General features: G+C 72.3%; 23 protein-coding genes and 1 pseudogene. 18 read left to right on the top strand and 6 right to left on the bottom strand.

The window, feature by feature from the left end; translation table 11 throughout:
* The 4 genes from argJ to ACIRB4_RS13605 form a co-directional block, all read left to right on the top strand.
* A partial coding sequence (argJ, locus tag ACIRB4_RS13620; RefSeq protein ID WP_403290839.1) for a bifunctional glutamate N-acetyltransferase/amino-acid acetyltransferase ArgJ occupies positions 1 to 1166 on the top strand: 1166 nt, incomplete at its 5' end.
* Positions 1163 to 2065, top strand: coding sequence for an acetylglutamate kinase (argB, locus tag ACIRB4_RS13615; RefSeq protein ID WP_403290837.1), 903 nt, complete (start codon positions 1163 to 1165; stop codon positions 2063 to 2065). The genes argJ and argB, both read left to right, overlap by 4 nt.
* Positions 2062 to 3249, top strand: a complete 1188-nt coding sequence (locus ACIRB4_RS13610; protein ID WP_403290834.1) for an acetylornithine transaminase — start codon at positions 2062 to 2064, stop codon at positions 3247 to 3249. Before argB ends, ACIRB4_RS13610 begins: the two co-directional genes overlap by 4 nt.
* A 19-nt stretch (positions 3250 to 3268) precedes the next feature.
* A complete protein-coding gene (locus tag ACIRB4_RS13605; RefSeq protein WP_403290831.1) occupies positions 3269 to 3835 on the top strand; it encodes an arginine repressor in 567 nt (188 codons plus the stop codon).
* Between the two features lie 40 nt (positions 3836 to 3875).
* Here ACIRB4_RS13605 and ACIRB4_RS13600 read toward each other — a convergent pair whose 3' ends face one another.
* Positions 3876 to 4562: a L,D-transpeptidase gene (locus tag ACIRB4_RS13600; protein ID WP_403290828.1), complete on the bottom strand. Its 687-nt coding sequence runs from the start codon at positions 4560 to 4562 to the stop codon at positions 3876 to 3878.
* 305 nt (positions 4563 to 4867) lie between these two features.
* On the opposite strand from ACIRB4_RS13600, the gene argH reads away from it, so the two are divergent.
* Positions 4868 to 6295, top strand: coding sequence for an argininosuccinate lyase (gene argH / locus ACIRB4_RS13595; protein ID WP_403290826.1), 1428 nt, complete (start codon positions 4868 to 4870; stop codon positions 6293 to 6295).
* A 12-nt stretch (positions 6296 to 6307) separates the two neighbouring features.
* Here the strand turns inward: argH and ACIRB4_RS13590 are convergent.
* Positions 6308 to 6848 (bottom strand): annotated as a pseudogene (locus ACIRB4_RS13590) (hypothetical protein).
* Between the two features lie 84 nt (positions 6849 to 6932).
* Between ACIRB4_RS13590 and ACIRB4_RS13585 the strand changes: the two are divergent.
* Together ACIRB4_RS13585 and ACIRB4_RS13580 are read left to right on the top strand one after the other, a co-directional pair.
* Positions 6933 to 7484: a TetR/AcrR family transcriptional regulator gene (locus tag ACIRB4_RS13585; RefSeq protein ID WP_403290823.1), complete on the top strand. Its 552-nt coding sequence runs from the start codon at positions 6933 to 6935 to the stop codon at positions 7482 to 7484.
* The gene (locus ACIRB4_RS13580) at positions 7481 to 9028 is read left to right on the top strand and encodes an MFS transporter (RefSeq protein WP_403290820.1); all 1548 of its coding nucleotides are present in this window, start codon (positions 7481 to 7483) and stop codon (positions 9026 to 9028) included. The genes ACIRB4_RS13585 and ACIRB4_RS13580 overlap by 4 nt, the downstream gene beginning before the upstream one ends.
* A gap of 79 nt (positions 9029 to 9107) precedes the next feature.
* On the opposite strand, the gene ACIRB4_RS13575 is transcribed toward ACIRB4_RS13580, so the two are convergent.
* A complete protein-coding gene (locus ACIRB4_RS13575; RefSeq protein ID WP_329122715.1) occupies positions 9108 to 9779 on the bottom strand; it encodes a lysophospholipid acyltransferase family protein in 672 nt (223 codons plus the stop codon).
* Between the two features lie 221 nt (positions 9780 to 10000).
* Here ACIRB4_RS13575 and ACIRB4_RS13570 point away from each other — a divergent pair, with 221 nt between their 5' ends.
* The 3 genes from ACIRB4_RS13570 (at position 10001) to ACIRB4_RS13560 (ending at position 12287) form a co-directional block, all read left to right on the top strand.
* Positions 10001 to 11155, top strand: a complete 1155-nt coding sequence (locus tag ACIRB4_RS13570; RefSeq protein WP_403290817.1) for a glycerophosphodiester phosphodiesterase — start codon at positions 10001 to 10003, stop codon at positions 11153 to 11155.
* A gap of 87 nt (positions 11156 to 11242) precedes the next feature.
* Positions 11243 to 11788, top strand: coding sequence for a sigma-70 family RNA polymerase sigma factor (locus ACIRB4_RS13565; RefSeq protein WP_403290814.1), 546 nt, complete (start codon positions 11243 to 11245; stop codon positions 11786 to 11788).
* Between the two features lie 16 nt (positions 11789 to 11804).
* Positions 11805 to 12287, top strand: coding sequence for a GNAT family N-acetyltransferase (locus tag ACIRB4_RS13560; RefSeq protein WP_403290811.1), 483 nt, complete (start codon positions 11805 to 11807; stop codon positions 12285 to 12287).
* 38 nt (positions 12288 to 12325) lie between these two features.
* Here ACIRB4_RS13560 and ACIRB4_RS13555 read toward each other — a convergent pair whose 3' ends face one another.
* Together ACIRB4_RS13555 and ACIRB4_RS13550 are read right to left on the bottom strand one after the other, a co-directional pair.
* Positions 12326 to 12748 (bottom strand): hypothetical protein, encoded by a 423-nt coding sequence (locus tag ACIRB4_RS13555; RefSeq protein ID WP_403290808.1) that lies wholly within the window; start codon positions 12746 to 12748, stop codon positions 12326 to 12328.
* Between the two features lie 2 nt (positions 12749 to 12750).
* On the bottom strand, positions 12751 to 13113 hold the full coding sequence (locus ACIRB4_RS13550) for a hypothetical protein (protein ID WP_403290806.1): 363 nt from the start codon (positions 13111 to 13113) through the stop codon (positions 12751 to 12753).
* Between the two features lie 598 nt (positions 13114 to 13711).
* Here ACIRB4_RS13550 and ACIRB4_RS13545 point away from each other — a divergent pair.
* From ACIRB4_RS13545 to ACIRB4_RS13510, 8 genes are all read left to right on the top strand, one after another.
* Positions 13712 to 14764: a methionine ABC transporter ATP-binding protein gene (locus ACIRB4_RS13545; protein ID WP_403290803.1), complete on the top strand. Its 1053-nt coding sequence runs from the start codon at positions 13712 to 13714 to the stop codon at positions 14762 to 14764.
* Positions 14761 to 15429, top strand: coding sequence for a methionine ABC transporter permease (locus ACIRB4_RS13540; RefSeq protein WP_356895097.1), 669 nt, complete (start codon positions 14761 to 14763; stop codon positions 15427 to 15429). The genes ACIRB4_RS13545 and ACIRB4_RS13540 overlap by 4 nt, the downstream gene beginning before the upstream one ends.
* An 82-nt stretch (positions 15430 to 15511) precedes the next feature.
* A complete protein-coding gene (locus tag ACIRB4_RS13535) occupies positions 15512 to 16372 on the top strand; it encodes a MetQ/NlpA family ABC transporter substrate-binding protein (protein WP_403290799.1) in 861 nt (286 codons plus the stop codon).
* 165 nt (positions 16373 to 16537) lie between these two features.
* Positions 16538 to 17173 carry a GNAT family N-acetyltransferase gene (locus ACIRB4_RS13530; RefSeq protein WP_403290796.1) on the top strand — a complete coding sequence of 212 codons (636 nt, stop codon included), beginning with the start codon at positions 16538 to 16540 and terminating at the stop codon, positions 17171 to 17173.
* Positions 17174 to 17250: 77 nt separating this feature from the next.
* Positions 17251 to 18468 (top strand): precorrin-6y C5,15-methyltransferase (decarboxylating) subunit CbiE, encoded by a 1218-nt coding sequence (cbiE, locus tag ACIRB4_RS13525; RefSeq protein ID WP_403290793.1) that lies wholly within the window; start codon positions 17251 to 17253, stop codon positions 18466 to 18468.
* A 306-nt stretch (positions 18469 to 18774) separates the two neighbouring features.
* Positions 18775 to 22404, top strand: a complete 3630-nt coding sequence (gene cobT, locus ACIRB4_RS13520; protein WP_403290790.1) for a nicotinate-nucleotide--dimethylbenzimidazole phosphoribosyltransferase — start codon at positions 18775 to 18777, stop codon at positions 22402 to 22404.
* A gap of 237 nt (positions 22405 to 22641) precedes the next feature.
* Positions 22642 to 23874 carry a uroporphyrinogen-III C-methyltransferase gene (cobA, locus tag ACIRB4_RS13515; protein ID WP_403290788.1) on the top strand — a complete coding sequence of 411 codons (1233 nt, stop codon included), beginning with the start codon at positions 22642 to 22644 and terminating at the stop codon, positions 23872 to 23874.
* 115 nt (positions 23875 to 23989) lie between these two features.
* Positions 23990 to 24808 (top strand): TrmH family RNA methyltransferase, encoded by an 819-nt coding sequence (locus ACIRB4_RS13510; protein WP_403290786.1) that lies wholly within the window; start codon positions 23990 to 23992, stop codon positions 24806 to 24808.
* Positions 24809 to 24834: 26 nt separating this feature from the next.
* Here the strand turns inward: ACIRB4_RS13510 and ACIRB4_RS13505 are convergent, their stop codons facing one another.
* Positions 24835 to 25992, bottom strand: a complete 1158-nt coding sequence (locus ACIRB4_RS13505) for a serine/threonine-protein kinase (protein ID WP_403290783.1) — start codon at positions 25990 to 25992, stop codon at positions 24835 to 24837.
* Positions 25993 to 26488: the final 496 nt, after the last annotated feature.

Raw genomic sequence — 26488 nt, 5'->3', positions numbered from 1 at the left:
TGAGCGTCACCGCAGCGAAGGGATTCACGGCCGCGGGTATCGCCGCCGGGATCAAGGAGAACGGCAACCCGGATCTGGCCCTCGTGGTCAACAACGGGCCCCGTCGCGCCGCCGCGGGCGTCTTCACCTCGAACCGGGTCAAGGCCGCGCCCGTCCTGTGGTCCCAGCAGGTGCTGGCCACCGGCGAGCTGGCCGCGGTCGTGCTCAACTCCGGTGGTGCCAACGCCTGTACGGGTCCGAAGGGCTTCCAGGACACCCACGCCACCGCCGAGAAGGTCGCCGAGGTCCTGAGCGCGGCGGGTACGGAGATCGGCGCCGGTGAGGTCGCCGTCGCGTCGACCGGGCTCATCGGGCTGCTGCTCCCCATGGACAAGGTCCTCGCGGGGGTCGAGAAGGCCGCCGGGGAGCTCTCCGAGCACGGCGGCGAGAAGGCCGCCATCGCCATCAAGACCACCGACACCGTCCACAAGACGGCCGTGGTGACGAAGGACGGCTGGACGGTCGGCGGCATGGCCAAGGGCGCGGGCATGCTCGCCCCCGGCCTCGCCACCATGCTCGTCGTCCTCACCACCGACGCCGACGTCGACGCCCCCGGTCTGGACGCTGCGCTGCGGCACGCGACGAAGGTGACCTTCGACCGCGTCGACTCCGACGGCTGCATGTCCACCAACGACACCGTCCTCCTGCTCGCCTCCGGCGCCTCCGGCGTCTCGCCCGCGCAGGACGAGTTCGCCGAGGCCGTACGGACCGTCTGCGACGACCTCGCCCGCCAGCTCATCGGCGACGCCGAGGGCGCCAGCAAGGACATCCGTATCGAGGTGATCAACGCGGCGACCGAGGACGACGCCGTCGAGGTGGGCCGCTCCATCGCCCGTAACAACCTCCTCAAGTGCGCCATCCACGGCGAGGACCCCAACTGGGGCCGGGTGCTCTCCGCCATCGGCACGACGCGGGCGGCCTTCGACCCGGACCAGCTCAATGTCGCCATCAACGGCGTCTGGGTCTGCAAGAACGGCTCGGTCGGCGAGGACCGCGACCTCGTCGACATGCGCTACCGGGAGGTCACCATCACCGCCGACCTCGCCGCCGGCTCCGAGTCCGCCGTGATCTGGGCCAACGACCTGACCGCCGACTACGTCCACGAGAACAGCGCGTACTCCTCATGACCGGTACCCGTAAGCACACCGCGCTCCCCAAGGCGCAGATCCTCATCGAGGCGCTGCCCTGGCTGACCCGGCACCACGGGAAGACCGTCGTGATCAAGTTCGGCGGCAACGCCATGATCGACGAGGATCTCAAGGCGGCCTTCGCCCAGGACGTCGTCTTTCTGCGCCACGCCGGTCTCAAGCCGGTCGTCGTGCACGGCGGCGGCCCGCAGATCAGTGCCGCGCTCGATCAGGCGGGGCTGGTCAGCGAGTTCAAGGCCGGACTGCGGGTCACGACCCCGGAGGCGATGGACGTCGTACGGATGGTCCTCGCCGGCCAGGTCCAGCGCGAGCTCGTCGGACTGCTCAACCAGCACGGCCCGTTCGCGGTCGGTATGACCGGCGAGGACGCGCACACCATCACGGCCACCAAGCACCAGCCGGTCATCGACGGCGAACAGGTCGACATCGGCCGGGTCGGCGAGATCACCGCCATCGAGACCGGCGCCATCGAGGCGCTCCTGGAGGACGGCCGGATCCCGGTCATCTCCTCCATCGCCCGCTCCGAGGACGACGGACATGTCTACAACGTCAATGCTGATACGGCGGCTGCGGCACTCGCTGCGGCGCTGGGCGCCGAGACCCTGATGGTCCTGACCGACGTCGAGGGCCTCTACGAGGACTGGCCGAACAGCGACGAGGTCATCAGCCGGCTCACCGCGAGCCAGCTGGAGAAGCTGCTGCCGGAGCTCTCCAGCGGCATGGTCCCGAAGATGGAGGGCTGTCTGCACGCCGTGCGCAACGGGGTCACGACGGCCCGTGTGATCGACGGCCGGGTGCAGCACTCCATCCTGCTGGAGATCTTCACCGACGAGGGCATCGGCACGATGGTCGTGCCGGACGGACAGGGGGAGCCGTGACCAACGAGGAACTGAGCCTGCGGTGGCAGGGCTCGCTGATGGACAACTACGGCACGCCCCGGCTGCCGCTAGTCCGCGGCGAGGGAGCCAGGGTCTGGGACGCGGACGGAAACGAGTACCTCGACTTCGTCGGCGGCATCGCCGTCAACGCGCTCGGCCACGCCCATCCGGCGGTCGTCGAGGCGGTGTCCCGGCAGGTCGCGTCCCTCGGGCATGTCTCCAACCTCTTCGTCGCCGAGCCGCCCGTCGCCCTCGCCGAGCGGCTGCTCCAGCTCTTCGGCCGCCCGGGACGGGTCTTCTTCTGCAACTCCGGCGCCGAGGCCAACGAAGGCGCCTTCAAGATCGGCCGGCTGACGGGCCGCAGCCATATGGTCGCCACCGAGGGCGGCTTTCACGGCCGGACCATGGGCTCCCTCGCCCTCACCGGCCAGCCCGGCAAGCAGACCCCGTTCCTGCCGCTGCCCGGTGACGTCACGCATGTGCCGTACGGAGACGTGGAGGCCCTGCGGGCCGCCGTCACCGAGGAGACGGCGTTCGTGATCATCGAGCCGATCCAGGGCGAGAACGGCGTCGTCGTCCCGCCCGTCGGCTACCTCCGGGCCGCCCGCGAGATCACCCGCGCCACCGGCACCCTCCTGGTCCTCGACGAGGTCCAGACGGGGGTCGGCCGGTGCGGCACCTGGTTCGAGTACCAGGGCCATGACGGCGTCGACCCCGACATCGTGACCCTCGCCAAGGGCCTGGGCGGCGGCCTGCCGCTCGGTGCGACCGTCGCCTTCGGCGAGGCGGCCGAGTTGCTCAAGCCCGGTCACCACGGCACCACCTTCGGCGGGAACCCGGTCGCGTGCGCCGCCGGACTCGCGGTCCTGGACACCCTCGCCGCCGACGCGGCGCTTGACGAGGTCAAGCGCCTCGGCGAGAGGCTGCGCGGCGGAATCGAGGGTCTGAAGCACCCTCTGGTCTCCCACGTCCGCGGCGCGGGCCTGCTGCTGGGTATCGTGCTCACCGAGTCCCTCGCACCCCGGGTGCAGCAGGCGGCTCAGGACGCCGGCCTCCTGGTGAACGCGCCCGCTCCCGATGTCGTACGGCTCATGCCGGCACTGATCATCACGGACGCGGAGGTGGACGCCTTCCTGGAGGTGTTCGCGGGGGTCCTCGACGGAGCGGTGAACGGGGAAGGATGAACCGGAGAATGAGACGACGATGACCGACGCGCAGGAAACCGAGCACTGGGGGTCCCCGCGGGCGGCGGAGCCTGGGGGAGGGCCGTCCGTTCCGCAGACCCGCACGGCACGCCACCGCAGGATCGTCGACATCCTCAACCGGCAACCGGTCCGCTCCCAGAGCCAGCTGGCCAAGCTCCTCGCGGACGACGGGCTGAGCGTCACCCAGGCGACGCTCTCCCGCGACCTCGACGAGCTGGGCGCGGTGAAGATCCGCAACACGGGCGGCGAGCTGATCTACGCGGTGCCCAGCGAGGGCGGTTTCCGCACCCCGCAGGCGCCGCTCGGCGAGTCCGCCAAGGAGGAGCGCATGCGGCGCCTCTCCGGCGAACTGCTGATCTCCGCGGAGGCGTCCGCCAACCTCGTGGTGCTGCGGACCCCGCCGGGGGCCGCCCAGTTCCTCGCGTCCGCCATCGACCAGGCAGAACTCCACGCGATCCTCGGCACGATCGCGGGCGACGACACCCTGCTCCTGATCTCCCGCGATCCGGCGGGCGGCCAGGCACTCGCCGACCATCTGCTGCGGCTCGCGCAGAAGGAGGGCTGACGGAGCCGACGGCGGTTCAGTACCGGGCGATGCCGGCGGTTCAGTACCGGGCGATCGCCGTCCGGCCCTCCCGGGTGCCGATCGCGATGTGCGGGCGTCGCGCCGGGTCGGCCCAGGCCAGGATCCTTCGCATCGCCTCCGCCGGTACGGACACACAACCGGCCGTCGCACCGCGCCCGTCGACGTGCAGGAAGATCCCGGCGCCGCGCCCGCGCACGGGCCGGGCGTAGTTGAACCCGATCACCAGGGCGTGCGCGTACTGCGTGCCGTACGAGACGAGATGCTCGGCCTCGGTCGCCCGGCAGTCGTCGGGCAGTCCCTCGACCCACCGGTTGTACGCACGCGAGTCGTTGTCCTGGCACCACCAGGACCGGTCCGTGACGCGGACGAAGGGCGAACGCGTCCCGGGCGGCGGGGTCTTGATCCCGAAGGCGTACGGAAGGTCGTAGAGGCCGGCCGGCGTCGTGTCGGTCCCCTGCCGGCGCCGGTCGCCCTCCACCAGCCCGTTCGCGCCGAACCTGGCCGGCGCGGAGCCCGCCTCGACCCATCGCGCGCCGCGCCGGTCCCACCAGGTGACGGTCCCGGTGGTGGACCGGGCGTCCGGCGCCTCGGCCGTGATCAGCTGCGTACCCCCGCCGGTGTCGGCCATCCGCGCGGGCAGCGGTTCACCGTGCACCGGCGGGACCGCGACGAGCAGGGCGGACGCGAGGACGAGAGCGGTGCGCATGCTCCGGACCGTACGCGCGCCGCGCCCGAGACGCCGGTCCGACGCGTCCGAACGGTCAGTCGGTACGCGTCGGCAGCGGGAGCGGCGGGGTCGCCAGGCCGTCCCAGGTTCACCGTGACATCGCCTGCCCACACGACGGCATTGACGAATCATGCGGACCTCTGCATACTTATGCCCATCGGCGTCCGCACCCGCCCCTCCCGCGCGGCGTGACCTCGTCCGAGCGCGACTCGTTCCACAGCCGCCTCCCCGTATCTCCGCGCAGGGAGGCGGCCGTACACCCACCCTCTTGAGGAGCAGCAGCTGTGAGCAGCAACAACGGTGACGTCCGGCTCTGGGGCGCCCGGTTCGCCGACGGCCCGGCCGAGGCCCTGGCGAAGCTGTCGGCCTCGGTGCACTTCGACTGGCGCCTCGCGCCGTACGACATCGCCGGCTCCCGCGCCCACGCGCGCGTGCTCCACCGGGCGGGGCTGCTCACTGAGGACGAGCTGACGCGCATGCTCGCCGGCCTCGACCAGCTCCAGGCCGACGTGGCCGACGGCTCCTTCGTCGGCACCGTCGCCGACGAGGACGTGCACACCGCCCTGGAGCGCGGCCTCCTGGAGCGCCTCGGCCCCGACCTCGGTGGCAAGCTGCGCGCGGGCCGGTCCCGCAACGACCAGGTCGCCACCCTCTTCCGGATGTACCTGCGCGACCACGCCCGGATCATCGGCGGTCTGATCGCCGACCTCCAGGACGCGCTCGTCGGCCTCGCGGAGGCGCACCCGGACGTCGCGATGCCGGGCCGTACGCACCTCCAGCACGCGCAGCCGGTGCTCTTCGCCCACCACGTCCTCGCCCACGTCCAGGCGCTCTCGCGGGACGCCGAGCGGCTGCGTCAGTGGGACACCCGTACGGCCGTCTCGCCGTACGGCTCCGGCGCCCTGGCCGGCTCTTCGCTCGGGCTGGACCCGGAGGCGGTCGCCAAGGACCTCGGCTTCGAGCGCGGCTCGGTCGGGAACTCGATCGACGGCACGGCCTCGCGCGACTTCGTCGCCGAGTTCGCCTTCATCACGGCGATGATCGGCGTGAACCTCTCCCGCATCGCTGAGGAGATCATCATCTGGAACACGAAGGAGTTCTCCTTCGTGACCCTGCACGACGCCTTCTCCACCGGTTCGTCGATCATGCCGCAGAAGAAGAACCCGGACATCGCCGAGCTGGCCCGGGGCAAGTCCGGCCGTCTGGTCGGCAACCTCACGGGCCTGATGGCCACCCTGAAGGCGCTGCCGCTCGCGTACAACCGGGACCTTCAGGAGGACAAGGAGCCGGTCTTCGACTCCTGCGACCAGCTGGAGATCCTGCTCCCGGCCTTCACCGGCATGATGGCCACGCTCACCGTCAACCGGGAGCGCATGGAGGAGCTGGCCCCGGCCGGCTTCTCACTCGCCACCGACGTCGCCGAGTGGCTGGTCAAGCAGGGCGTGCCCTTCCGGGTGGCGCACGAGGTCGCCGGCGAGTGCGTGAAGGTCGCCGAGGCGGAGGGCAAGGAGCTGGACGAGCTCACGGACGACCAGTTCGCCAAGATCTCCGCGCACCTGACCCCCGAGGTCCGCACGGTCCTCAACGTCCCCGGCGCCCTCGCCTCCCGCGACGGACGTGGCGGCACGGCCCCGTCGGCGGTCGCCGCCCAGCTGGTCGAGGTCAAGGCCGACCTGGTGATCCAGCACGCCTGGGCCACCGCCAAGCAGTAGCCCGCACGACCGTCACAGCGCCGCCGCCCACTCCGCGAGCGCGTCGAAGTCCGGCCGGATCAGCCCCATCCGGGGATCGACGTGCAGCAACAGGGCGGCGGCGCTGTGCCGTTGTTCCACGTACTCGTGGTCGTACGACGTGATGTCGTCGTCCACCCAGGCGAACGGCCGCCCGGCCGCGTACTCCAGGATGTACTGCGTCTTCCAGAACGTCCCGCGCGGGGCGGCTCCGTGCATCTTCGGCCAGTCGATGAACGGCAGCTCCGGCAGCCCGAGATGCGGCCCTATCCTCCCCCTACGCCCTGGGGGCGTGGGGGGACCCCCAGTTGGCCTCGCCCTTCCAGGTCGTCGCCCAGACCAGCTCGTACGCCTCCGCCAGCGCGAGCAGCTCGCCGCCGTGCGCGGGGTTGAGCCACACCCGCAGCGGCTTCGTCCCGAACCAGCCGTCCGGCCGTATCCGGTGCGTGGCGTACCCCTCGGGACGGCGCTGGGCCCGCGCCGCATAAGGGTTCAGCGGCCCGTCCACGTCGATCAGCAGCAGCGGCTTCGTCATGATCACAGCATCCCTTTCCGCCCCTCGATGAGGCGTCGAATTATCGGTGAGACATCAACGTCTCATTCGGTGTATGGTTGTCTCATGTCAGTCGATCGCACCCAGGTGCTCCGCACCGCCGCCGCCCTGCTCTCCCGGAAATCGACCGCCACCATGGACGAGGTCGCCCGGGCCGCCGGTATCGGCCGCGCCACCCTGCACCGGCACTTCGCCGGGCGGGATGCGCTGGTCAGGGCGCTGGAGGCGATGGGGCTCCAGGAGTTCGAGGCCGCGTGCGACGCGGCACGCCTCGACGACGGTCCGGCCGACGAGGCGCTGCGGCGGCTCGTCGCCGAAACCGAGCCCAACGCGCAGCTGCTGGCCTTCCTCGTCACCGAGAACCAGCTCTTCGAGGGCGACCAGGTCGACGAAGGCTGGGCCCGGCTCGACGCGAGGGTCAGCGCCCTCTTCAGGCGCGGCCAGGAGGAAGGCACCTTCAGGATCGACCTGAGCCCCGCCTGGCTCACCGAGGCCCTCTACGGCCTCGTCTCGGCCTGTGCCTGGTCCGTGATGGACGGCCGGGTCGCGACAAAGGACTTTCAGTACATGATCACCGAGCTCCTGCTCGGTGGCGCACGACGGAGCGTGGAGAAATGACCAGCACCCAGCAGTTGAGCCCGACGACGGGGACGGTGGTGAAGAGCCCCGGCCGCTGGCTCGCGCTCTCGGTTCTCGTCCTGGCCGTCCTGCTGGTCGCCGTGGACGCCACCGTACTCGGCCTGGCGACGCCTTCCCTCAGCGAGGACCTCAAGCCGTCCGGCACCCAGCTGCTCTGGATCGGCGACATCTACTCCTTCGTCATCGCCGGCCTGCTCGTCTCCATGGGCTCCCTCGGCGACCGGATCGGCCGCAAGAAGCTGCTCCTGATCGGCGCGACCGCCTTCGGCGCCGTCTCCGTGCTCAACGCGTACGCGACCAGCCCCGAGATGATGATCGTGGCCCGCGCGCTGCTCGGTGTCGCCGGCGCGACCCTGATGCCGTCGACCCTGGCGCTGATCCGGAACATCTTCCACGATCCCAAGGAGCGCAGCCTCGCCATCGGCATCTGGGGCGCCACCGCCTCGGCCGGCGCGGCCATCGGCCCGGTCGTCGGCGGAGCGCTGCTCCAGCACTTCTACTGGGGCTCGGTCTTCCTCATCAACCTGCCCGTGATGGCGGTCCTGGTCCTGGTCGGCATCAAGCTGCTCCCCGAGTCCAAGAACCCGGTCGCCGGGCCCTGGGACCTGATCAGCGTCGGCCTCTCGCTCGTCGGCATCATCGGCGTCGTCTACGCGGTCAAGGAGCTCGCCTCCCACGGCGTGTCCGTGGACGTCGTGGCCGCCGCCGTCATCGGCGCCGCTGCCCTCTACGCCTTCGTCCGCCGGCAGTACGCGCTGACCGCGCCGCTGCTCGACATGCGGCTGTTCAAGCACCGCGGCTTCTCGGGCGCCGTCCTTGCCGACCTGCTCACCGTCTTCGGACTCTCCGGCCTTGTCTTCTTCCTCTCCCAGTTCCTCCAGCTCGTCCAGGGCCGTGAGCCGCTGGAGGCCGGCCTGGCCGAACTGCCCGCCGCCGTCGGCGCGGTGGTCACCGGTCTGCTCGCGGGCCGCTACGCCCGGCGGTTCTCCGTACGGGGCATCGTGGCCGGCGGTCTCGCCGCGATCGGACTCGCGCTCGCCGTCATCACCCTGGTCCACCGGGAGACCGGCTACCCGCTGCTCGGCGCCGCCCTGCTCGTCGTCGGCCTCGGCGCCGGGTTCTCCTTCACCGTGACCGCCGACGTGATCCTCTCCAGCGTGCCCAAGGAGCAGGCGGGTTCGGCCTCCGCCGTCTCCGAGACCGCGTACGAACTGGGCGCGGCGCTCGGCATCGCGCTCCTCGGTTCGATCGTCACCGGCGTCTACCGGGACTTCCCGGCCCCGGCGGGCGTCCCCTCCGACACCGCCGCCGCCGCCCACGAGTCGCTCGGCGGTGCGGTCGAGGCCTCCACGGGCCTCGCCCCGGACGCGGCGAACGCCCTGGTCTCCACGGCCCAGGACGCCTTCGTCGACGGCCTGAACATCGCGGCGGGCGTCGGAGCGGCGGTTCTGCTCGCGGCCTCGGTGGCGGCCTGGTTCCTCCTGAAGGGCCAGAAGCTGGAGGACGGGGTGGAGCACCCGTAAACCCCTGAAAGCGGCTCAACGCCACGGGCCGGGGTCCTTGTTCAAGGACCCCGGCCCGTGGCCTACCCGCTCAGAACGGCTACGCGGCCTTCGCCTTGGTGGCGTACATGTCCACGTACTCCTGGCCGGAGAGCCGCATCACCTCGGACATCACCGAGTCCGTCACCGCCCGCAGCACATAGCGGTCCCGGTCCATCCCCTCGTACCGCGAGAACTCCATCGGCTCACCGAACCGGACCGTCACCCGCCCCGGCCGCGGCAGCCCCGCCCCGCCCGGCTGGATCTTGTCCGTGCCGATCATCGCGAACGGCACCACCGGCGCGCCCGTCATCAGCGTGAGCCGCGCGATGCCCGTACGGCCCCGGTACAGCCGGCCGTCGGGGGAGCGGGTGCCCTCCGGGTAGATCGAGAAGATCTTGCCCTCCTCCAGCACCCGGCGCCCCGTCATCAGCGCCGCGACACCGCCGCGCCCGCCGTCGCGGTCGACCGGGATCATGCCGACACTGGTGAAGAACCAGGCCATCAGCCGGCCCTTGAAGCCCTTGCCGGTCACGTACTCGTCCTTGCCGATGAAGAAGACCGGACGGTCCGTGCAGATCGGCATGATCATCGAGTCGATGAAGGTGAGGTGGTTGCCCGCCAGGATGACCGGACCCGTCCCCGGGATGTTCTCGGCGCCCTCCACACGTGGACGGAACATCAGGCGCAGGATCGGTCCGAGCACTGCCTTGATGAGTGCGAGACGGGACAACGGTTCCTCCGGTGTCGGGGCGGGCGGTCTGTGCAGGTGGCGACGATACTCGCGGGTCACCACGGTGCGCACATCGGGTTCACCGACCGGATACACAGTGTTGACGTGAGTTTCCGTCATGTTCGGCCAGGGTCTGCCGGAGGTAAGAGGTCACTGCCTACGGTCGGACCGACCACCGACCGGCACGGACAGGTGCGGGACATCACACAGAAGGAGCCTTCATGACACAGGGTGCACACCGGACGCCGGGCCGGCGGACGGTTCTCGGAGCGGCGGGAGCGGCCGTACTGGGCGCCTCGACGGTCCTGCCCACGGGCGCGGCCCAGGCCGCCGAGGCCAAGGGCACGGGGCGCGGCTACCGCTCCCTGCCCGTCCCCACCGTCATCGCCCACCGCGGCGCCAGCGGCTACCGCCCGGAGCACACCCTCGGCTCCTACCAGCTCGCCCTCGACATGGGCGCGCACGTCATCGAGCAGGACCTCGTCCCCACCAAGGACGGACATCTGGTCTGCCGCCACGAGAACGACATCACCGGCACGACGGATGTCGCCGACCGCCCCGAGTTCGCCTCCCGCAGGACCACCAAGTCCGTCGACGGGACCTCCCTCACGGGCTGGTTCACCGAGGACTTCACGCTCGCCGAGCTGAAGACGCTGCGTGCCAAGGAGCGCATCCCCGGCACCCGCCAGGAGAACACCCTCTACGACGGCCGCTGGGAGATACCCACCTTCGAGGAGGTGCTGCGCTGGGCCGAGCGGGAGGGCCGCCGCCGCGGCCGGGAGGTCTGGCTGCACGTCGAGACCAAGCACCCCACCTACTTCCGCTCCCTCGGCCTGGGCCTGGAGGAGCGGCTCGCCAGGCTGCTGCGCCGGTACGGACGCCACCGCGCCGACTCGCCGACGTTCCTCCAGTCCTTCGAGCCGACCAGCATGCGGCGGATGGCGAAGCTCGTCGCCACCCCGCGCGTGGTGCTGCTGTGGACGCCGGACGACCGCCCCTGGGACTTCCGCGAGGCGGGCGACCCGCGCACGGTCGCCGACCTGATCACGCCCGAGGGCCTGGCGTGGATCGCCTCCTACGCGCAGGGCATCGGCCCGCTGCTCGACCTCGTCATCCCCAAGGACAAGGACGGCAGGCTGGGCGAGCCGACCACGCTGGTGCGCGACGCCCACGCCGAGGGCCTGATCCTCCACCCGTACACCCACCGCAACGAAAACACCTTCCTCCCCGCCGACTTCCGCCGCGGCACCGACCCGGCGGCGTACGGGGACTCCTTCGGCGCGCTGAAGAAGTACCTGGCGACCGGCATTGACGGCATCTTCTCCGACAACCCGGACACGGCACTCCTGGCGGCCCAGGACTTCCGGACCGGCTGACGCCGCGCCACCCGGTCGGAACCCCCGACCGGGTGGTTTGGCCCGCCCCGTGCAACCGCGCCGCGGCGCCACCGCATCGTGGCGGGCATGACCCCTCCCGATCCCCACCTCCTGCGCACCCTCGCCCCTCTCCTCGCGGCCGAGTCCCGCGCGGAGGCGCCCGCCGCCGGCGTCGAGCCCGACGACCTCGAACAGGCCGTCTGGCTCAAGCTCCTGGAGCGGCTGCAGGACCACGAGGCCCCCGACCGCCCTGCCGACTGGCTGCGCCGGGCCGTCCGCGCCGAGGCCCGCCGCGCGCGCCGCACCGCCCTGCGCGAGCGCCCGTACCACGGGGAGGAGGCGGCCGCGCCGCACACCTCTCCCGAAAGCTCCGCCCTCACGGCCGAACGCCGCCGCGCCCTGCGCGCCGCCGTGCGCCGTACGCCCGGCCACTGCCCCCGCCTGCTGACCGCGATGCTCGACCCCGCCGACCCCACCTACCGGGAAATCGCAGGGGAGTTGGGTATCTCACAGGGCAGTCTGGGGCCGATGCGTTCCCGTTGCCTGGGATGTCTGCGCAGAATGCTGGCTGCAGAGGTTCCCGCTCCCCGCCCGATGGGAAGGGTGCGGGAGACCGACCGGCGGACCAGGTAGCGGGAGGCATGCGCACATGGGCATGAGCGTGACCATCTCAGCGGCAGACGCGCAGGACGCGGAGCACATACTCAAGCTGCAGTACCTCTGTTACCAGAGCGAGGCCGAGCTCTACGGCGACTGGTCCATCGAGCCCCTCACCCAGTCGCTGGACGCCCTGCGCGCCGAACTCGCCGCGGGCCACGCCCTCGTGGCGCGCCTCGGCGACGAGATCGTCGCCTCCGTGCGCGGACGGGCCGACGAGGACGGCACCGTCCGGATCGCCAAGCTGATCGTCCATCCCCGGCTGCGGCGCCATGGACTCGGCGGCCGTCTCCTCGACGCCATCGAGGGCCACTTCGCCGGCGACCCGGTGCCCGCCGCCAAGCGCTTCCGGCTCTTCACCGGCCACCGCAGCGAGGGAAACCTGCGGCTCTACCGCCGCAAGGGGTACGAGCCGGTCGCCACCCGCGAGATCGGGCCGCGGCTCACGCTCGTGACCCTGGAGAAGGCGGCCTGACTCGGCCGGCTTCCGCACCCTGGAGAAGGCGGCCTGACTCAGCCCGCTTCCGCCCGCGCCCGGCGCAGCCACCAGATACCGGTCACCGGCAGCAGCACCGGGATGAAGATGTAGCCGTAGCCGTAGTCCGACCACACCGTGGCGTCCGGGAACGCGGACGGGTCGAGCAGCGTCCAGGTCCCCACGGTCAGCACGCCCACCAGCTCGGCGGCGCAGCACACCAGCGCCGCCCTGCGGGCCGTGTTCCCGCCGCGGACCAGCGTGTACGTGATGAACGCGTACACCGCGGCCGCCACCGCCGACAGCGCGTACGCGAGCGGCGCCCGGTCGAACTCGGTCGCGATCTGGTAGATCGAGCGCGAGACCGCGCCCACCGACATCACTCCGTACAGCCACACCAGCAGCATCCCGGGGCCCTGGACGAGCCGCGTCCGCGTCTGCTTCTCCCGCGTCACGGTCATGGTCAGCCCACCGTCCAGATGTCGAAGAGACGCACTTCGAGCACCGCGAGCACGAACGCCCCGGCCGCCACCGTCGCCGAGCCCCAGCGGCTCCGCTCCGCGAGCGACATGAAGCCCGCCGCGGGCACCGCGCACAGCGCACCCAGCAGATACGCCACGAAGATCGTCGTGCCCTCGTCCGCCTTCTCGCCGCGCGCCAGCTGCACGATGCCGACCACCAGCTGCGCCAGCGCGAGGACGGTCACCACGGCCATGCCGATGAAGTGCCAGTCCTTCGTCGGCTGGTCCCGGTAGGCGGCGAAGCCGCACCAGGCGGCGAGGGCGAGCGCGGCCACCGATACCGCGACCGTCAGGGCGTCAAGCATGGCCCCGAGGGTATTACGGCCCGAACGTCCCGATGCGCTCGCCCCCCACCCGCCTCCCCGGGCCGGCGGGGAGGCGCGACGGGACCGTGGTCTTGACCACACCCGCCGCCGCTCCCTCCTCCCCGCCGACACCGTCGTGACCGGTCGGCCGGCGGCATCCGCGCAGGCCACGGGCGGCCGGGGCGGGGAGCGCGACCGGGGGACGGCGGCCGTCCGCACTGTCCGCATGCTGCGGAAAACGCGTCCGCTATTCGGACAGCCCCCAGGCGGTCGAACACCCGCGTGCTTTACTTGCAGCCATGACCACGACGAGCAGCCGCACCCTTGCGACCGAGGCGATCAGCACGCCCGGTGCTCGTTGTATGTGTCGAATGTGCGCCTTCTGAGGGCCCCCGCCCCGCGCCTCGCGCCCCGAAGCGAGACCCGACGGCCGAGCCGATCCGACCGCCACCCGGCGCCGGACCGCTCCTGCCCCGCGCGACGAGCTGCCCCCCGGCCACCCGCCGAACCGGCCGATCCGCGCCTGACTGTCCGAACGACGAATGCCCCGTGCCCGGCGGACCCCGCGCCGCGCACTCGACAGTGACGGAAAACCCCTGTGATCACCACTTCGGGCCTGACCAAGGTCTACGAGTCGCGAGGCCGCGAGGTCACCGCTCTGGACGGTGTCGACCTCCACGTCCGTGAGGGCGAGGTGTTCGGCGTGATCGGTCAGAGCGGCGCCGGCAAGTCCTCGCTCATCCGCTGCGTCAACCTCCTGGAGCGCCCCACCTCCGGCACCGTGACCGTCGACGGCGTCGACCTCACCGCGCTGGCCGCCAGCGGCCGCCGCGCCGGCAAGGAGCTGCGCCGGGCGCGCAGCAGCATCGGCATGGTCTTCCAGCACTTCAACCTGCTGTCCTCGCGCACGGTCAAGGACAACGTCGAGCTGCCGCTCGAGATCCTCGGCGTCTCCGGCGCCGAGCGCTCCCGCCGCGCCCTGGAACTCCTCGACCTCGTCGGCCTCGCCGACAAGGCCAAGGCCTACCCCGGCCAGCTCTCCGGCGGCCAGAAGCAGCGCGTCGGCATCGCCCGCGCCCTGGCCGGCGAGCCGAAGGTGCTGCTCTCCGACGAGGCGACCAGCGCCCTCGACCCCGAGACCACCCGCTCCATCCTCCAGCTGCTGCGCGATCTCAACCGGCAGCTCGGCCTCACCGTCCTGCTCATCACGCACGAGATGGACGTCGTCAAGACGGTCTGCGACTCCGCCGCGCTGATGCGCAAGGGCCGGATCGTCGAGTCCGGCACCGTGGGCGAACTCCTCGCCACCCCCGGCTCCCAGCTCGCGGCCGAACTCTTCCCGGTGAGCGGCGCCCCCAGCGGCCCCGACCGCACGGTCGTCGACGTCACCTTCCACGGCGAGGCCGCCACCCAGCCGGTGATCTCCCAGCTCTCCCGTACGTACAACGTCGACATCTCGATCCTCGGGGCGGCGATGGACACCGTGGGCGGGCGGCAGATCGGCCGGATGCGGATCGAACTCCCCGGACGGTACGAGGAGAACGTCGTCCCGGTCGGCTTCCTGCGCGAGCAGGGCCTCCAGGTCGACGTCGTCGACGAGGAGACCGCGCCCGAGGCGGCGCCCGTACTGGCCAAGGAAGGTGCCAAGTGACCTGGTCCGAGATGCAGCCCCTACTGGAGCAGGGCACCGTCGACACCCTCTACATGGTCCTGTGGGCCACCGTCGTCACCATCCTCGGCGGACTGCCGCTCGGTATCCTCCTCGTCCTCACGGACAAGGGCGGACTGTTGCAGAACACCGTGGTCAACAAGGTCGTCGGCGTGATCGTGAACATCGGCCGCTCGCTGCCGTTCATCATCCTGCTCATCGCCCTCATCCCCTTCACCACGTTCGTCGTCGGCACCTTCATCGGCCCCACCGCGATGATCGTGCCGCTGGCCATCGGCGCCATCCCGTTCTTCGCGCGCCTCGTCGAGACCGCGATCCGCGAGGTCGACCACGGCCTCGTCGAAGCCGTTCAGTCCATGGGCGGCTCCGTGCCCACGATCATCCGCAAGGTGCTGCTGCCGCAGTCGCTGCCCTCGCTCGTCTCCGCCGTCACCACCACCGTCATCGTGCTCATCGGCTACTCCGCGATGGCCGGCGCGGTCGGCGGCGAAGGACTCGGCTCCAAGGCCATCACCTACGGATACCAGCGCTTCGACACCCAGTTCATGCTGGTCACCGTCGTCGTCCTGATCGTGATCGTGACCATCGTGCAGCTCATCGGCGACCTGGCCGTCCGCCTCCTCGCCCGCCGAGGACGCACCGCGTAACCCCCACAGACTTCGTTTCCCGAAGAAGAGCCCGGACTTGTTGTCCAGGCGTCCACCGCACCACCTGAAAGAGGCACTTTTCGTGCGTAACAACATCAAGCTCACCGCCGGTATCGCCGCCACCGCCGCGCTCGCCCTGGGCCTCACCGCCTGCGGCACCTCGTCGGACCCGTCCTCCGGCAAGGACTCGGCCGCCTCCGCCGACAAGCCGCTGGTCGTCGCCGCGTCCCCGACGCCGCACGCCGACATCCTGAACTTCGTCAAGGACGAGCTGGCCGCCAAGGCGGGCCTGAAGCTGGAGGTGAAGGAGTTCACGGACTACGTCCTGCCGAACACCGCCACCCAGTCCGGCCAGGTCGACGCCAACTTCTTCCAGCACAAGCCGTACCTGGACGACTTCAACCAGAAGAACAACACCGACATCGTCCCGGTGGTCAACGTCCACCTGGAGCCGCTCGGCCTCTACTCCACGAAGGTCAAGGCCCTCAAGGACATCAAGGCCGGCCAGACCATCGCCGTCCCCAACGACACCACCAACGGCGGCCGCGCGCTCAAGCTGCTCGCCGACAACGGTCTGATCACCCTGAAGGACGGCGTCGGCTCCAACGGCAAGCTCTCCGACATCACCGACAAGAAGGGCCTGGAGTTCAAGGAGCTGGAGGCCGCCACCGTTCCCCGCGCCCTGAACGACGTCGACGCCGCGGTCGTCAACGGCAACTACGCCATCGAGGCCAAGCTCAACCCGGCCACCGACTCCCTGGCCCTGGAGAAGGCGGACGGCAACCCCTACGCCAACTTCCTCGCCGTCAAGGAGGGCAACGAGAAGGACGCGCGCGTGCGGAAGCTCGCCACGCTCCTCAACTCGCCCGAGGTGAAGAAGTACATCGAGGACACGTACAAGAACGGGTCGGTCGTTCCGGCGTTCGGCGCCGTCGCCAAGTAAGGCCCGCAGTACAGTCCTTGTGACGAAGGCCCCCGCATCCCGTCCGGTGCGCGGGGCCTTCGCCGCCTCCCGCACACACCGGACCCGGCCATGCGCACCGACGGCTGCATGCTGCATGCTGTGCGTTCACGGTCGATTCGGACGGTCCTCGGCATGGAGCTGCGCATGACTACCACCTTTCCGGACATCTCCATCAGCACGGACCGGTTGGTGCTGCGCGCCCTCGAAGAGGCCGACGCCCCGGCCCTCGCCGAGATGATGAACGACGAACTGGTCGCCGCCTGGACCGCCGTGCCCCAGCCCTTCACCGAGGCGGCCGCGCACACCTGGATCACCGAGTACGCCCCCGCCGAACGCGCCGCCGGACGCGGCATCGACCTCGCCGTCACCGAGTTCCTCACCCAGCGCCTCGTCGGCGTCATCCAGCTGACCAAGACCAACTGGCGCGTCCGCTCCACCGAACTGTCGTACATCGTCGCCCCGTGGGCCCGCGGTGAGGGGTACGCCTCCGAGGCCGCGCTCGCCACCGCCCAATGGCTCTTCGGCGACCAGGGCTTCGAGCGCATCGAACTGCGCACCGCGGCCGACAACACCGCCTCCCAGCAGGTCGCCCAGAAGATCGGCTGCATCAGCGAGGGCGTCCTGCGCGGCGCCTGTATAGCCCGCACCCGCACCGAGGACGGCGGCTGGACCGACCTGCGCACCGACTTCATCGTCTGGGGCCTCCTCCCCGAGGACCTCGAAGGCGTCGACGACCAGATGACCGAGGCCGGGTACTCCTCGTACGCCGACTGGAGCTGATCTCCGGGCCGACAGGCTCCGGGTACGCTCGACACCCCACCGCCCCCCCAACGACACACCTCAGGAGTGAGACGACGATGGCCGACCGGGTGACGGTGATCGGCTGGGACGGCTCGCCCCTCACCGCGGCGGCCCGGTCCGCGCTCTCCGCCGCCACCCTCGTGGCCGGAGCGGCCCACCATCTCGCTCTGCCCGAGGTCCCGCCCGCCGCCGAACGCATCCGCCTCGGCAGCGTCGACCTCGCCGCCCGCCGGATCGCCGGCCACCGCGGCACCGCCGTCGTCCTCGCCGACGGCGACCCCGGCTTCTTCGGCGTCGTCCGCACCCTGCGCGCCCCGGAGCACGGCCTGGAGGTCGAGGTCGTCCCCGCCGTCTCCTCCGTCGCCGCCGCCTTCGCCCGCGCCGGCATGCCCTGGGACGACGCCCGGATCGTCGTCGCCCACCAGCGCACCCTGCGCCGCGCCGTCAACATCTGCCGCGCCCACCCCAAGGTCGCCGTCCTCACCTCACCCGGCGCCGGCCCGGCCGAGCTCGCCCTCCTCCTCGACGGCGTCCACCGCACCTTCGTCATCTGCGAGGAACTCGGCACCGACCGCGAACAGGTCACCGTCCTCACCTCCGACAGGGCCGCCGACCACGCCTGGCGCGACCCCAACGTCGTCATCGTCATCGGCGGCTCCTCCAACGGCCGGGGCGGCGGCTGGCTCATGGGCCACGAGACCCCGGCCGTACGGGGCTGGGCCCTGCCCGCAGAGGAGCACGAGGGGCACGTGGAGCACCGCGAGGGAAGCGGAGCCACCCCCACCCTCCGCGCCGCCCAACTCGCCCGCCTCGGCCCGCGCGTCGGCGACCTCGTCTGGGACATCGGCTGCGGCGCCGGAGCGCTCTCTGTCGAGGCCGCCCGCTTCGGCGCCGCCGTCATCGCGGTGGACGCCGACCCCGCCGCCTGTGCCCGCGCCGAGGCCGCCGCCCGCCGCTCCGGCGTCCAGCTGCACGTCGTAGCCGGCCGCGCCCCGCACGTACTGGAACGGCTTCCCGAACCCGACGTCGTACGGATCGGAGGCGGCGGGGTGCCCGTCGTCACCGCCTGCACCGACCGCAGGCCCGAACGGATCGTCACCCACGCCTCCACCCGCGACGAGGCCGAGGCCCTCGGCGCGGCCCTCGCCGACGGCGGCTACACCGTCGAGTGCGCCCTGCTGCAGAGCGTCGGCCTCGACCCCGCCGACTGGACGGAACGCGAGCGCTCCGTCGTCTTCCTGCTCTCCGGGCGCAGGATCGATCGCGCCCCGTGATCCAGTGCTCTCGGCGGGCGAGGTAGGCTGGCCGATTGTTGTACCGCACCGGTACGTTCGGCGCTATGTTCGCCAATGTCCGGACGAAGTGGCTTCTTTGGGTCGCTGATGTGGTACGGAGCAACCTGGGGGACGCGCGACGTGGCGCAGTCCACAGCGCACCGTGGCGGATCTGCCTGCCACGATGGCCGAAGGCCGCGACAATGCTTGGGTGTCCGCGCGTCGTTCGTGCCGCGCGGCGCGCACGCTCGTTGTTGTTGACGGGTGAAGGTCTGAAGGAGCACAAGCGATGGGCGAGGGGTACGCATGACGGACACCGGCCAGGTCCCGGGCGAGGGGCTGCCGGAGAACGCAGGCATGGTCGAGCAGCCGGGCATCCTCGCTCCGGGCGCGTACACCTTCCTGGACCCCTCCGAGAACGCAGCCGAGGAAGACGACCTGCTGCTCATGCCGGGCGCGCAGGGCGCGTGGAGCGAGCACCCGCCGGGCGTGGCCCCGGCGGCGCCCGTCGCCGTGGCGCCCCCCGCCGCGGCGCAGCCGGCCGTGCCGGGCCAGGCTTCGGGGCAGCACCCGACGGTGAACCCGCTCACGGACCCCCTGGCCGGACCGCTCGCCGACGCACTCGCCGCCCAGACCCCGATGGGCCAGGTCCCGCACGCCCAGCAGGCCGTACAGACGCCCCCCTCCACCCCGCCGCACGGCGTGCCGACGGAGGAGGCCCCCGGGCAGTTCCCCGCGCAGGGCGTTCCGGCGGGCGCGGAGGGCTACGCGACTCCGGCGCACGGTCTCCCGGACGCGGCCCAGGCGGTCTCCACCCCCGCGCACGGCGTTCCGGCGAACCCGGAAGGCTACGCGACTCCGGCCCATGGTGTCCCGGACACGGCCCAGGCGGTCTCCACCCCCGCGCACGGCGTGGAGACCGTGCCGCAGGAGCAGGTCGTCACCCACCACGGCTACGAACCCGGTGTCCTCGACACCGGTGCCCACGAGGCGGCCGGCCGCGACTCCGGCTCCGTCGACCTCAGCGGCGTCCGCATGCCGCCGCCCGCCGCCGCTCCCACCGCGCCTCCGGCGCGCCGCCCGCTCCACATGGGCCCGCCCGTGCCGGACAACTCCGGGGGAGTGGTGCGCTCGCTGGCCGACCGCGGCCCGGCCGGGGCGCCGGCCGCCGCACCCGTACCGGCTCCGGCTCCGGCTCCGGCTCCCGAGCCCGCTCCGGCCGCCGTGGCGGCGACGCCGGCTCCGATGCCGGCCCCGGTGCAGGGCCCGCCGACGACCGGCCCCGAGTACCTCGACGTCCCGCAGGACCCGCGGTCCGCTCCGTCGGGCGGTACCCAGTTCGGCGACGCCGCGCCGCAGGGCGCCGTGCCGTGGGACCCGCAACCCCCGCAGTCCGTCGCGCCCCAGACGCCGCAGGCGCCCGCAGAAACGGTCGGCCAGTTCGTCCAGGTCGAGGGCACCGTTCCGACGACCCCGCACCTGGCGCCGACGCCGGTGGCCGAGGCGGAGCAGTCCCAGCCCGTGGCCGAGCCCGAGGCACCGGTGGCGACGGTTCCCGCACCACGGGAGGGGGAGCCCGCGGCGGAGGCGGCGGCCGAGCCGGAGGCCGAGGCGCCGGCCGAGGTCGAAGCCCAGCCCGAGCCTGTCGTCGAGCCCGAGCCTGTGGTCGAGGCTGTGGTCGAGGAGCTCCCGGCGGCGGAGGAGGCCGTCGAGGCCGAGACCGTAGCCCAGCCGGCGGAGGAACAGCCCGAGGCTGTCGCGGAGGCCCAGCCCGAGGCCGTGGCCGAACCGGTCGTCGAGCCCGAGCCCCAGCCCGAGGCCGTGGCCGAACCGGTCGTCGAGCCCGAGCCCCAGCCCGAGCCCCAGCCCGAGATCGAGGCGGAGGTGCAGGCGGAGGCGGAGCAGCCCGAGCCGGAGCCCGCACCCGAGCCGGTAGCCGAGGCCCAGCCCGAGCCCGAGGCCGCCGAGCCCCAGGCCGAGCTTGCCGCCGACGAGGCCGAGCCCGAGCCCGCGCCTGCCGAGGCTGAGGTCGTGGCAGAGCCCGCACCCGAGGCCGCACCGGCAGCCGAATCCGCCGCGGAGCCCGCACCGGCCGCCGAACCCGTCCCCGACGCCGAGCCCGCAGCCGACGCCATCGCCGACGCCGACGTCGTCGCCGAGCCCCTCCCCGACGCCGAACCCGCGGACGAGGCCCAGGCCACCCCCGCCCCGGCCCCCGGCTACGCCGACGCCGAGCGCGAGGCCGTGCTGCGCGTCATGCGCGAGCGCCGGGACATCCGCAACGGTTTCCGTTCCGACCCGATCCCGCACGAGGTGCTGCTCCGGGTCCTGGAGGCCGCCCACACGGCCCCCAGCGTCGGCCACTCGCAGCCCTGGGACTTCGTCGTCATCCGCTCCGCCGAGACCCGCCGGAGCATGCACGAGCTCGCCCAGCGCCAGCGCGAGGCGTACGCCCAGTCGCTTCCGAAGGCCCGGGCGAAGCAGTTCAAGGAACTGAAGATCGAGGCCATCCTCGACACCCCGGTCAACATCGTCGTCACCGCCGACCCCACCCGCGGCGGACGGCACACGCTGGGCCGCTTCACCCAGCCGCAGATGGCGCCGTACTCCTCGGCGCTCGCCGTCGAGAACCTCTGGCTCGCCGCCCGCGCCGAGGGCCTCGGCGTCGGCTGGGTCAGCTTCTTCGACGAGCGCGAGATGGTCCGCGCCCTCGGCCTGCCCGAGCACCTCGAAGTCGTCGCGTACCTCTGCGTGGGGTACGTCGACGAGTTCCCGGAGGAGCCCGAGCTGATGCAGGCGGGCTGGTCCAAGCGCCGCCCGCTGTCCTGGGTCGTCCACGAGGAGACGTACGGCCGCCGCGCCCTGCCCGGCGAGGAGCCGCACGACCTGCTCCAGGAGACCGTCTCCAACATCCGTCCGCTGGACGCGAAGGCGCTCGGCGAGGCGTGGGAGCGGCAGAAGCGGATGACGAAGCCCGCCGGGGCGCTCGGCATGCTGGAGATCATCTCCGCACAGCTCTCCGGGCTGTCCCGGATGTGCCCGCCGCCGATCCCGGAGCCCGCGGCCGTCGCGATCTTCGCGGGCGACCACGGCGTGCACGCCCAGGGCGTCACCGCCTGGCCGCAGGAGGTCACCGGCCAGATGGTCGCGAACTTCCTCGGCGGCGGCGCGGTCTGCAACGCCTTCGCCAACCAGGTCGGCGCGGAGGTCTGCGTCATCGACGTCGGCGTCGCCTCCGAGCTGCCGGCCACACCGGGGCTGCTGCCCCGCAAGGTCCGCGCCGGTACGGGCGACTTCACGACCGGCCCGGCGATGACGCGGGAGGAGGTGCTCGCCGCGATCGAGGTGGGCATCGAGACCGCCCGCGACCTGGTGGCGGCGGGCAACAAGGCGCTGCTGACCGGTGAGATGGGCATCGCCAACACGACGGCCTCGGCGGCGCTGATCTCGGTGTACACCGGGGTGGACCCGGTCGAGGTCACCGGCCGCGGCACCGGCATCAACGACGAGATGCACGCGCGGAAGGTGGACGTGGTCCGCCGCGCCCTCGACCTCCACCAGCCCGACCCGGCGGACCCCATCGGTGTCCTGTCGGCGCTCGGCGGCCTGGAGCACGCGGCGCTGGTCGGTCTGATCCTGGGCGCGGCGTCGCTGCGTACCCCGGTCGTCCTCGACGGTGTCTCCACGGGCGCGGCGGCGCTGGTGGCCCGGGCGATCGCCCCCGAGTCCCTGGCCGCCTGCATCGCGGGTCACCGCAGCGCCGAGCCGGGCCATGTGGCCGCCCTCAACAAGCTGGGCCTGCGCCCCCTGGTCGATCTCGACCTGCGCCTCGGCGAGGGCACGGGAGCGCTCCTGGCCCTCCCCATCGTCCAGAGCGCGGCCCGCGCGATGCACGAGGTCGCGACGTTCGACTCGGCGGGCGTGACGGAGAAGTAGTCCCGGCTCGGGGGCGGCGCGGCGGTTCGCGGATTCGCCGCCCCTGCCGCCGACGTGGGCGATCCGCCGGGGGAGACCCCGGCGGATCGCCCGCGAGCGCGGAGGGACATGGGTCACAGGCCGCCCACCGCCGGTGACCGATATCGTGGGGCCAGGTCGAAGAAACCGCGCCCCACCAGCCGCTTCACCGCCGCAGCGGCCCCGCCCACGCATCGCCCTCCGAGGAGCCGCACACCCATGGCCGAGCACCCCGAGCACCCCGCCTACCCCGTCGGGCTCCGCCTCTCCGGCCGCCGCGTCGTCGTCTTCGGCGGTGGCCAGGTCGCCCAGCGCAGGCTCCCCGCCCTCATCGCCGCCGGCGCCGACGTGACCCTGATCTCCCCGTCCGCGACCCCGTCCGTCGAGGCCATGGCGGAGGCCGGCGAGATCACCTGGGTCAAGCGCCGTTACGAGGAAGGGGACATCGCCGACGCCTGGTACGCGCTCGTCGCCACCAGCGACCCCGTCGCCAACGCCGCCGCCTCCGCCGAGGCCGAGCGGACCAAGACCTGGTGCGTGCGCTCCGACGACGCCGAGGCGGCCACCGCCTGGACCCCGGCGACCGGCCGCAGCGAGGGCGTGACCGTGGCGGTGCTCACCGGCCACGACCCCCGCCGCTCCGCCGCCGTGCGCGACGCCATCGTCGAGGGCCTGCGGGACGGTTCGATCGCGGCCCCGCAGCACCGCTCCCGTACCTCCTTCGTCGCTCTCGTCGGCGGCGGACCCGGCGACCCCGACCTGATCACCGTCCGCGGCCGCCGGCTGCTCGCCGAGGCCGACGTGGTCATCGCCGACCGCCTCGGCCCCCGCGACCTGCTCGACGAACTGCCCCCGCACGTCGAGGTGATCGACGCGGCGAAGATCCCGTACGGCCGTTTCATGGCCCAGGAGGCCATCAACAACGCGCTCATCGAGCACGCCAAGGCCGGCAAGTCGGTCGTGCGGCTCAAGGGCGGCGACCCGTTCGTCTTCGGACGCGGCATGGAGGAGGCCCAGGCCCTCGCCGCCGAGGGCATCGCGTGCACCGTCGTCCCCGGCATCTCCAGCTCGATCTCCGTCCCCGGAGCGGCCGGCATCCCGGTCACCCACCGCGGTGTGGCGCACGAGTTCACCGTCGTCAGCGGCCATGTCGCCCCGGACGACCCGCGATCCCTGGTCGACTGGGCGTCGCTGGCCAAGCTCACCGGCACACTGGTGATCCTCATGGGCGTGGACAAGATCGGGAAGATCGCCGAGGCGCTCGTCGCCCACGGCAAGGACCCCGAGACGCCGCTCGCCCTGATCCAGGAGGGCACCACGGCCACCCAGCGCCGGGTGGACGCGACCCTGGCCACGGTCGCCGAGACGGTCGAGGCGGAGGAGGTCCGCCCGCCCGCGGTCATCGTCATCGGCCCGGTCGTGGGCGAGGGCCCGGACAAGCTCGTGAAGTGACGATCCCCGTCGAGTGACGAGCCTCGTGACGCCACGAGCCTCGTGAAGTAACCAGGGGTAACGGAACCCCGCACCCCACATTGGCACCGCACCCCGGACAAGGCAGTATCACCTCGTGGCCGAACTCATCACCATCGACGACCCCGACGACCCGCGCCTGCGCGACTACACCGGCCTGACCGACGTCGAGCTGCGGCGCAGACGCGAGCCGGCCGAGGGGCTGTTCATCGCCGAGGGGGAGAAGGTCATCCGCCGGGCCAGGCAGGCCGGTTACGAGATGCGGTCGATGCTGCTCTCCGCCAAGTGGGTCGACGTCATGCGCGATGTCATCGACGAGGTCCCGGCGCCCGTGTACGCCGTGCAGCCGGACCTCGCCGAGCGGGTCACCGGCTACCACGTGCACCGCGGCGCCCTCGCCTCCATGCAGCGCAAGCCGCTGCCGACGGCCGAGGAACTCCTGAGCACCGCCCGCCGCGTCGCCGTCATGGAGTCGGTCAACGACCACACCAACATCGGGGCCATCTTCCGCAGCGCCGCCGCGCTCGGCATGGACGCGGTCCTGCTCTCACCGGACTGCGCGGACCCGCTGTACCGCCGGTCCGTGAAGGTCTCGATGGGCGCGGTCTTCTCCGTCCCGTACGCCCGTCTGGAGACCTGGCCCCGCGGCCTGGAGGCGGTCAGGGAGGCGGGCTTCAAGCTGCTCGCGCTCACCCCCGACGAGAAGGCGACCCCGATCGACGTCGCCGCCCCGCACCGGCTGGAGCGGGCGGCGCTGATGCTCGGAGCCGAGGGCGACGGCCTGTCCGCGCAGGCCCTGCGCGCCGCCGACGAGTGGGTCCGGATCCCGATGGCGCACGGCGTGGACTCGCTCAACGTGGGCGCGGCCGCCGCCGTCGCCTTCTACGCCGTGGCGAGCGGCCGCCCGGAGAGCTGACCGACCGCCCGAGTCGGCCCCCTGTCTTATCCCTGCAGGGCCTGGGCCGCCGCGATGCCCAGGGCCACCACCAGCGTCACCACGACGAAGACGAAGAGGCGCTGGCGCAGCAGGCGCGGGTTGGCGGGCCTGCGACCGGTCGAGGTGGTCCGGCCGCCGGTCCGGGAAGACACGGGCCGTCCGTCCGGACGGGACTGCCAGGCACGTGAACCGCCGGTGCGGGGACCGGACGGCCGCGAGGCAGGGCCCTGTCCACGCCCCTGCGTACCGCGCTCGGTGTACCGCTCCGTCGGCCGCCCGCCCGTCGCCGTCGTCTGCTCCGTACGCTCCCGCTGCGCCGGCGGGCGCGAGGCCGGAAGGCCCTGCGCCTCACGAGCGGCGATCTCCTTGAGCCGCATCGAGAGCTGCAGCGTGCTGGGACGTTCCTCCGGGTCCTTCGCCAGACAGGCCCGTACGAGCGGGGCGAGCGCGTCCGGTACGCCGTGCAGCTGCGGCTCCTCGTGCACCACCCGGTAGAGCATGACCTCCGAACTGCCGTGCCCGAACGGTGAGTCGGCCATCGCGGCGTACGCGAGGGTGGCGCCGAGCGAGAACACGTCCGTGGCCGGGGTGACGGCGGCGCCGCGCACCTGCTCGGGCGCGAGGAACCCGGGGGAGCCGACGGCCGTGCCCACATGGGTCAGGGTGCTGGCTCCGGTGGCCCAGGCGATGCCGAAGTCGATGATCCGGGGACCCTTGGGGGACAGCAGGATGTTCGACGGCTTGAGGTCCCGGTGCACGACCCCGGCCTCGTGGACGGCGACCAGACCCTCCGAAAGGGCGGCACCGATCGCGGCCACGTCGGCGGCGGGCAGAGGGCCCTCCTCGGCGACGCGGTCGTGCAGCGAGGGCCCGGGCACGTACTGGGTGGCGAACCAGGGACGGTCGGCCTCCAGGTCGGCGGCGACCAGCCGGGCCGTGCAGCCGCCCCGGATCCGCCGGGCCGCCGAGACCTCGCGGGCGAACCGCGACCGGAACTCCTGGTCCTCGGCCAGGTCCGGCCGGATCACCTTCAGCGCGACGCGCTGCCCACGCCGGTCGGACCCCAGGTACACGACCCCCATCCCGCCGGCGCCGAGCCGCCGGTGGAGGCGGAACGACCCGACGATCCGCGGATCCTCGCGCCGGAGCCGCATCATCGCCATGTCCGTCCCCTCGTCCGTTCGACGAGGCACAGCTTACGTATTGGCGCCCCGGTGTGCTCATAGGCCGCGCCCTCGCGCAGGGATCGATTGTCAGTGCTGGGGAGGACACTTGAGGGTTGGTCAGGGCGGCCCCGCCGACACCGGCCCCGGCCGCCGGATTCGCCAACGCCCCGGCGCGGCAGGGGGATTCGACCGATGGCGGGCGACCGCGTGGAGAGGGTCATGGACGCGGGGGACACGGCACGGACCTGCGAGGAGGTGGCCGGCGGGGTGGCCTGGAGGGTGGGCACGGCGGCCCGGTGAGGGGTGCGGGAAGTGAGCGAAGTCACGCGTACCGGCGTGGCCGTCCGAACGCCACGTTCCATGCCAGGCCCGGCCCTCGCCCCGGTCGCACCCCCGCACCCCTCCGGGAAGACCCTCACTCCGGACGCGGCCTCTCCACCCAGGGGAGTACGCCGTGGGGCCGCGGGTCATCCTCCGGGAGGCCCGGAAGTCG

This window comes from Streptomyces sp. NPDC093600 (assembly GCF_044764755.1).
Classification (GTDB): domain Bacteria; phylum Actinomycetota; class Actinomycetes; order Streptomycetales; family Streptomycetaceae; genus Streptomyces.
The sequence above is the reverse complement of the archived record's forward strand: the minus strand, read 5'-3'. Positions and strand labels throughout refer to the sequence as shown.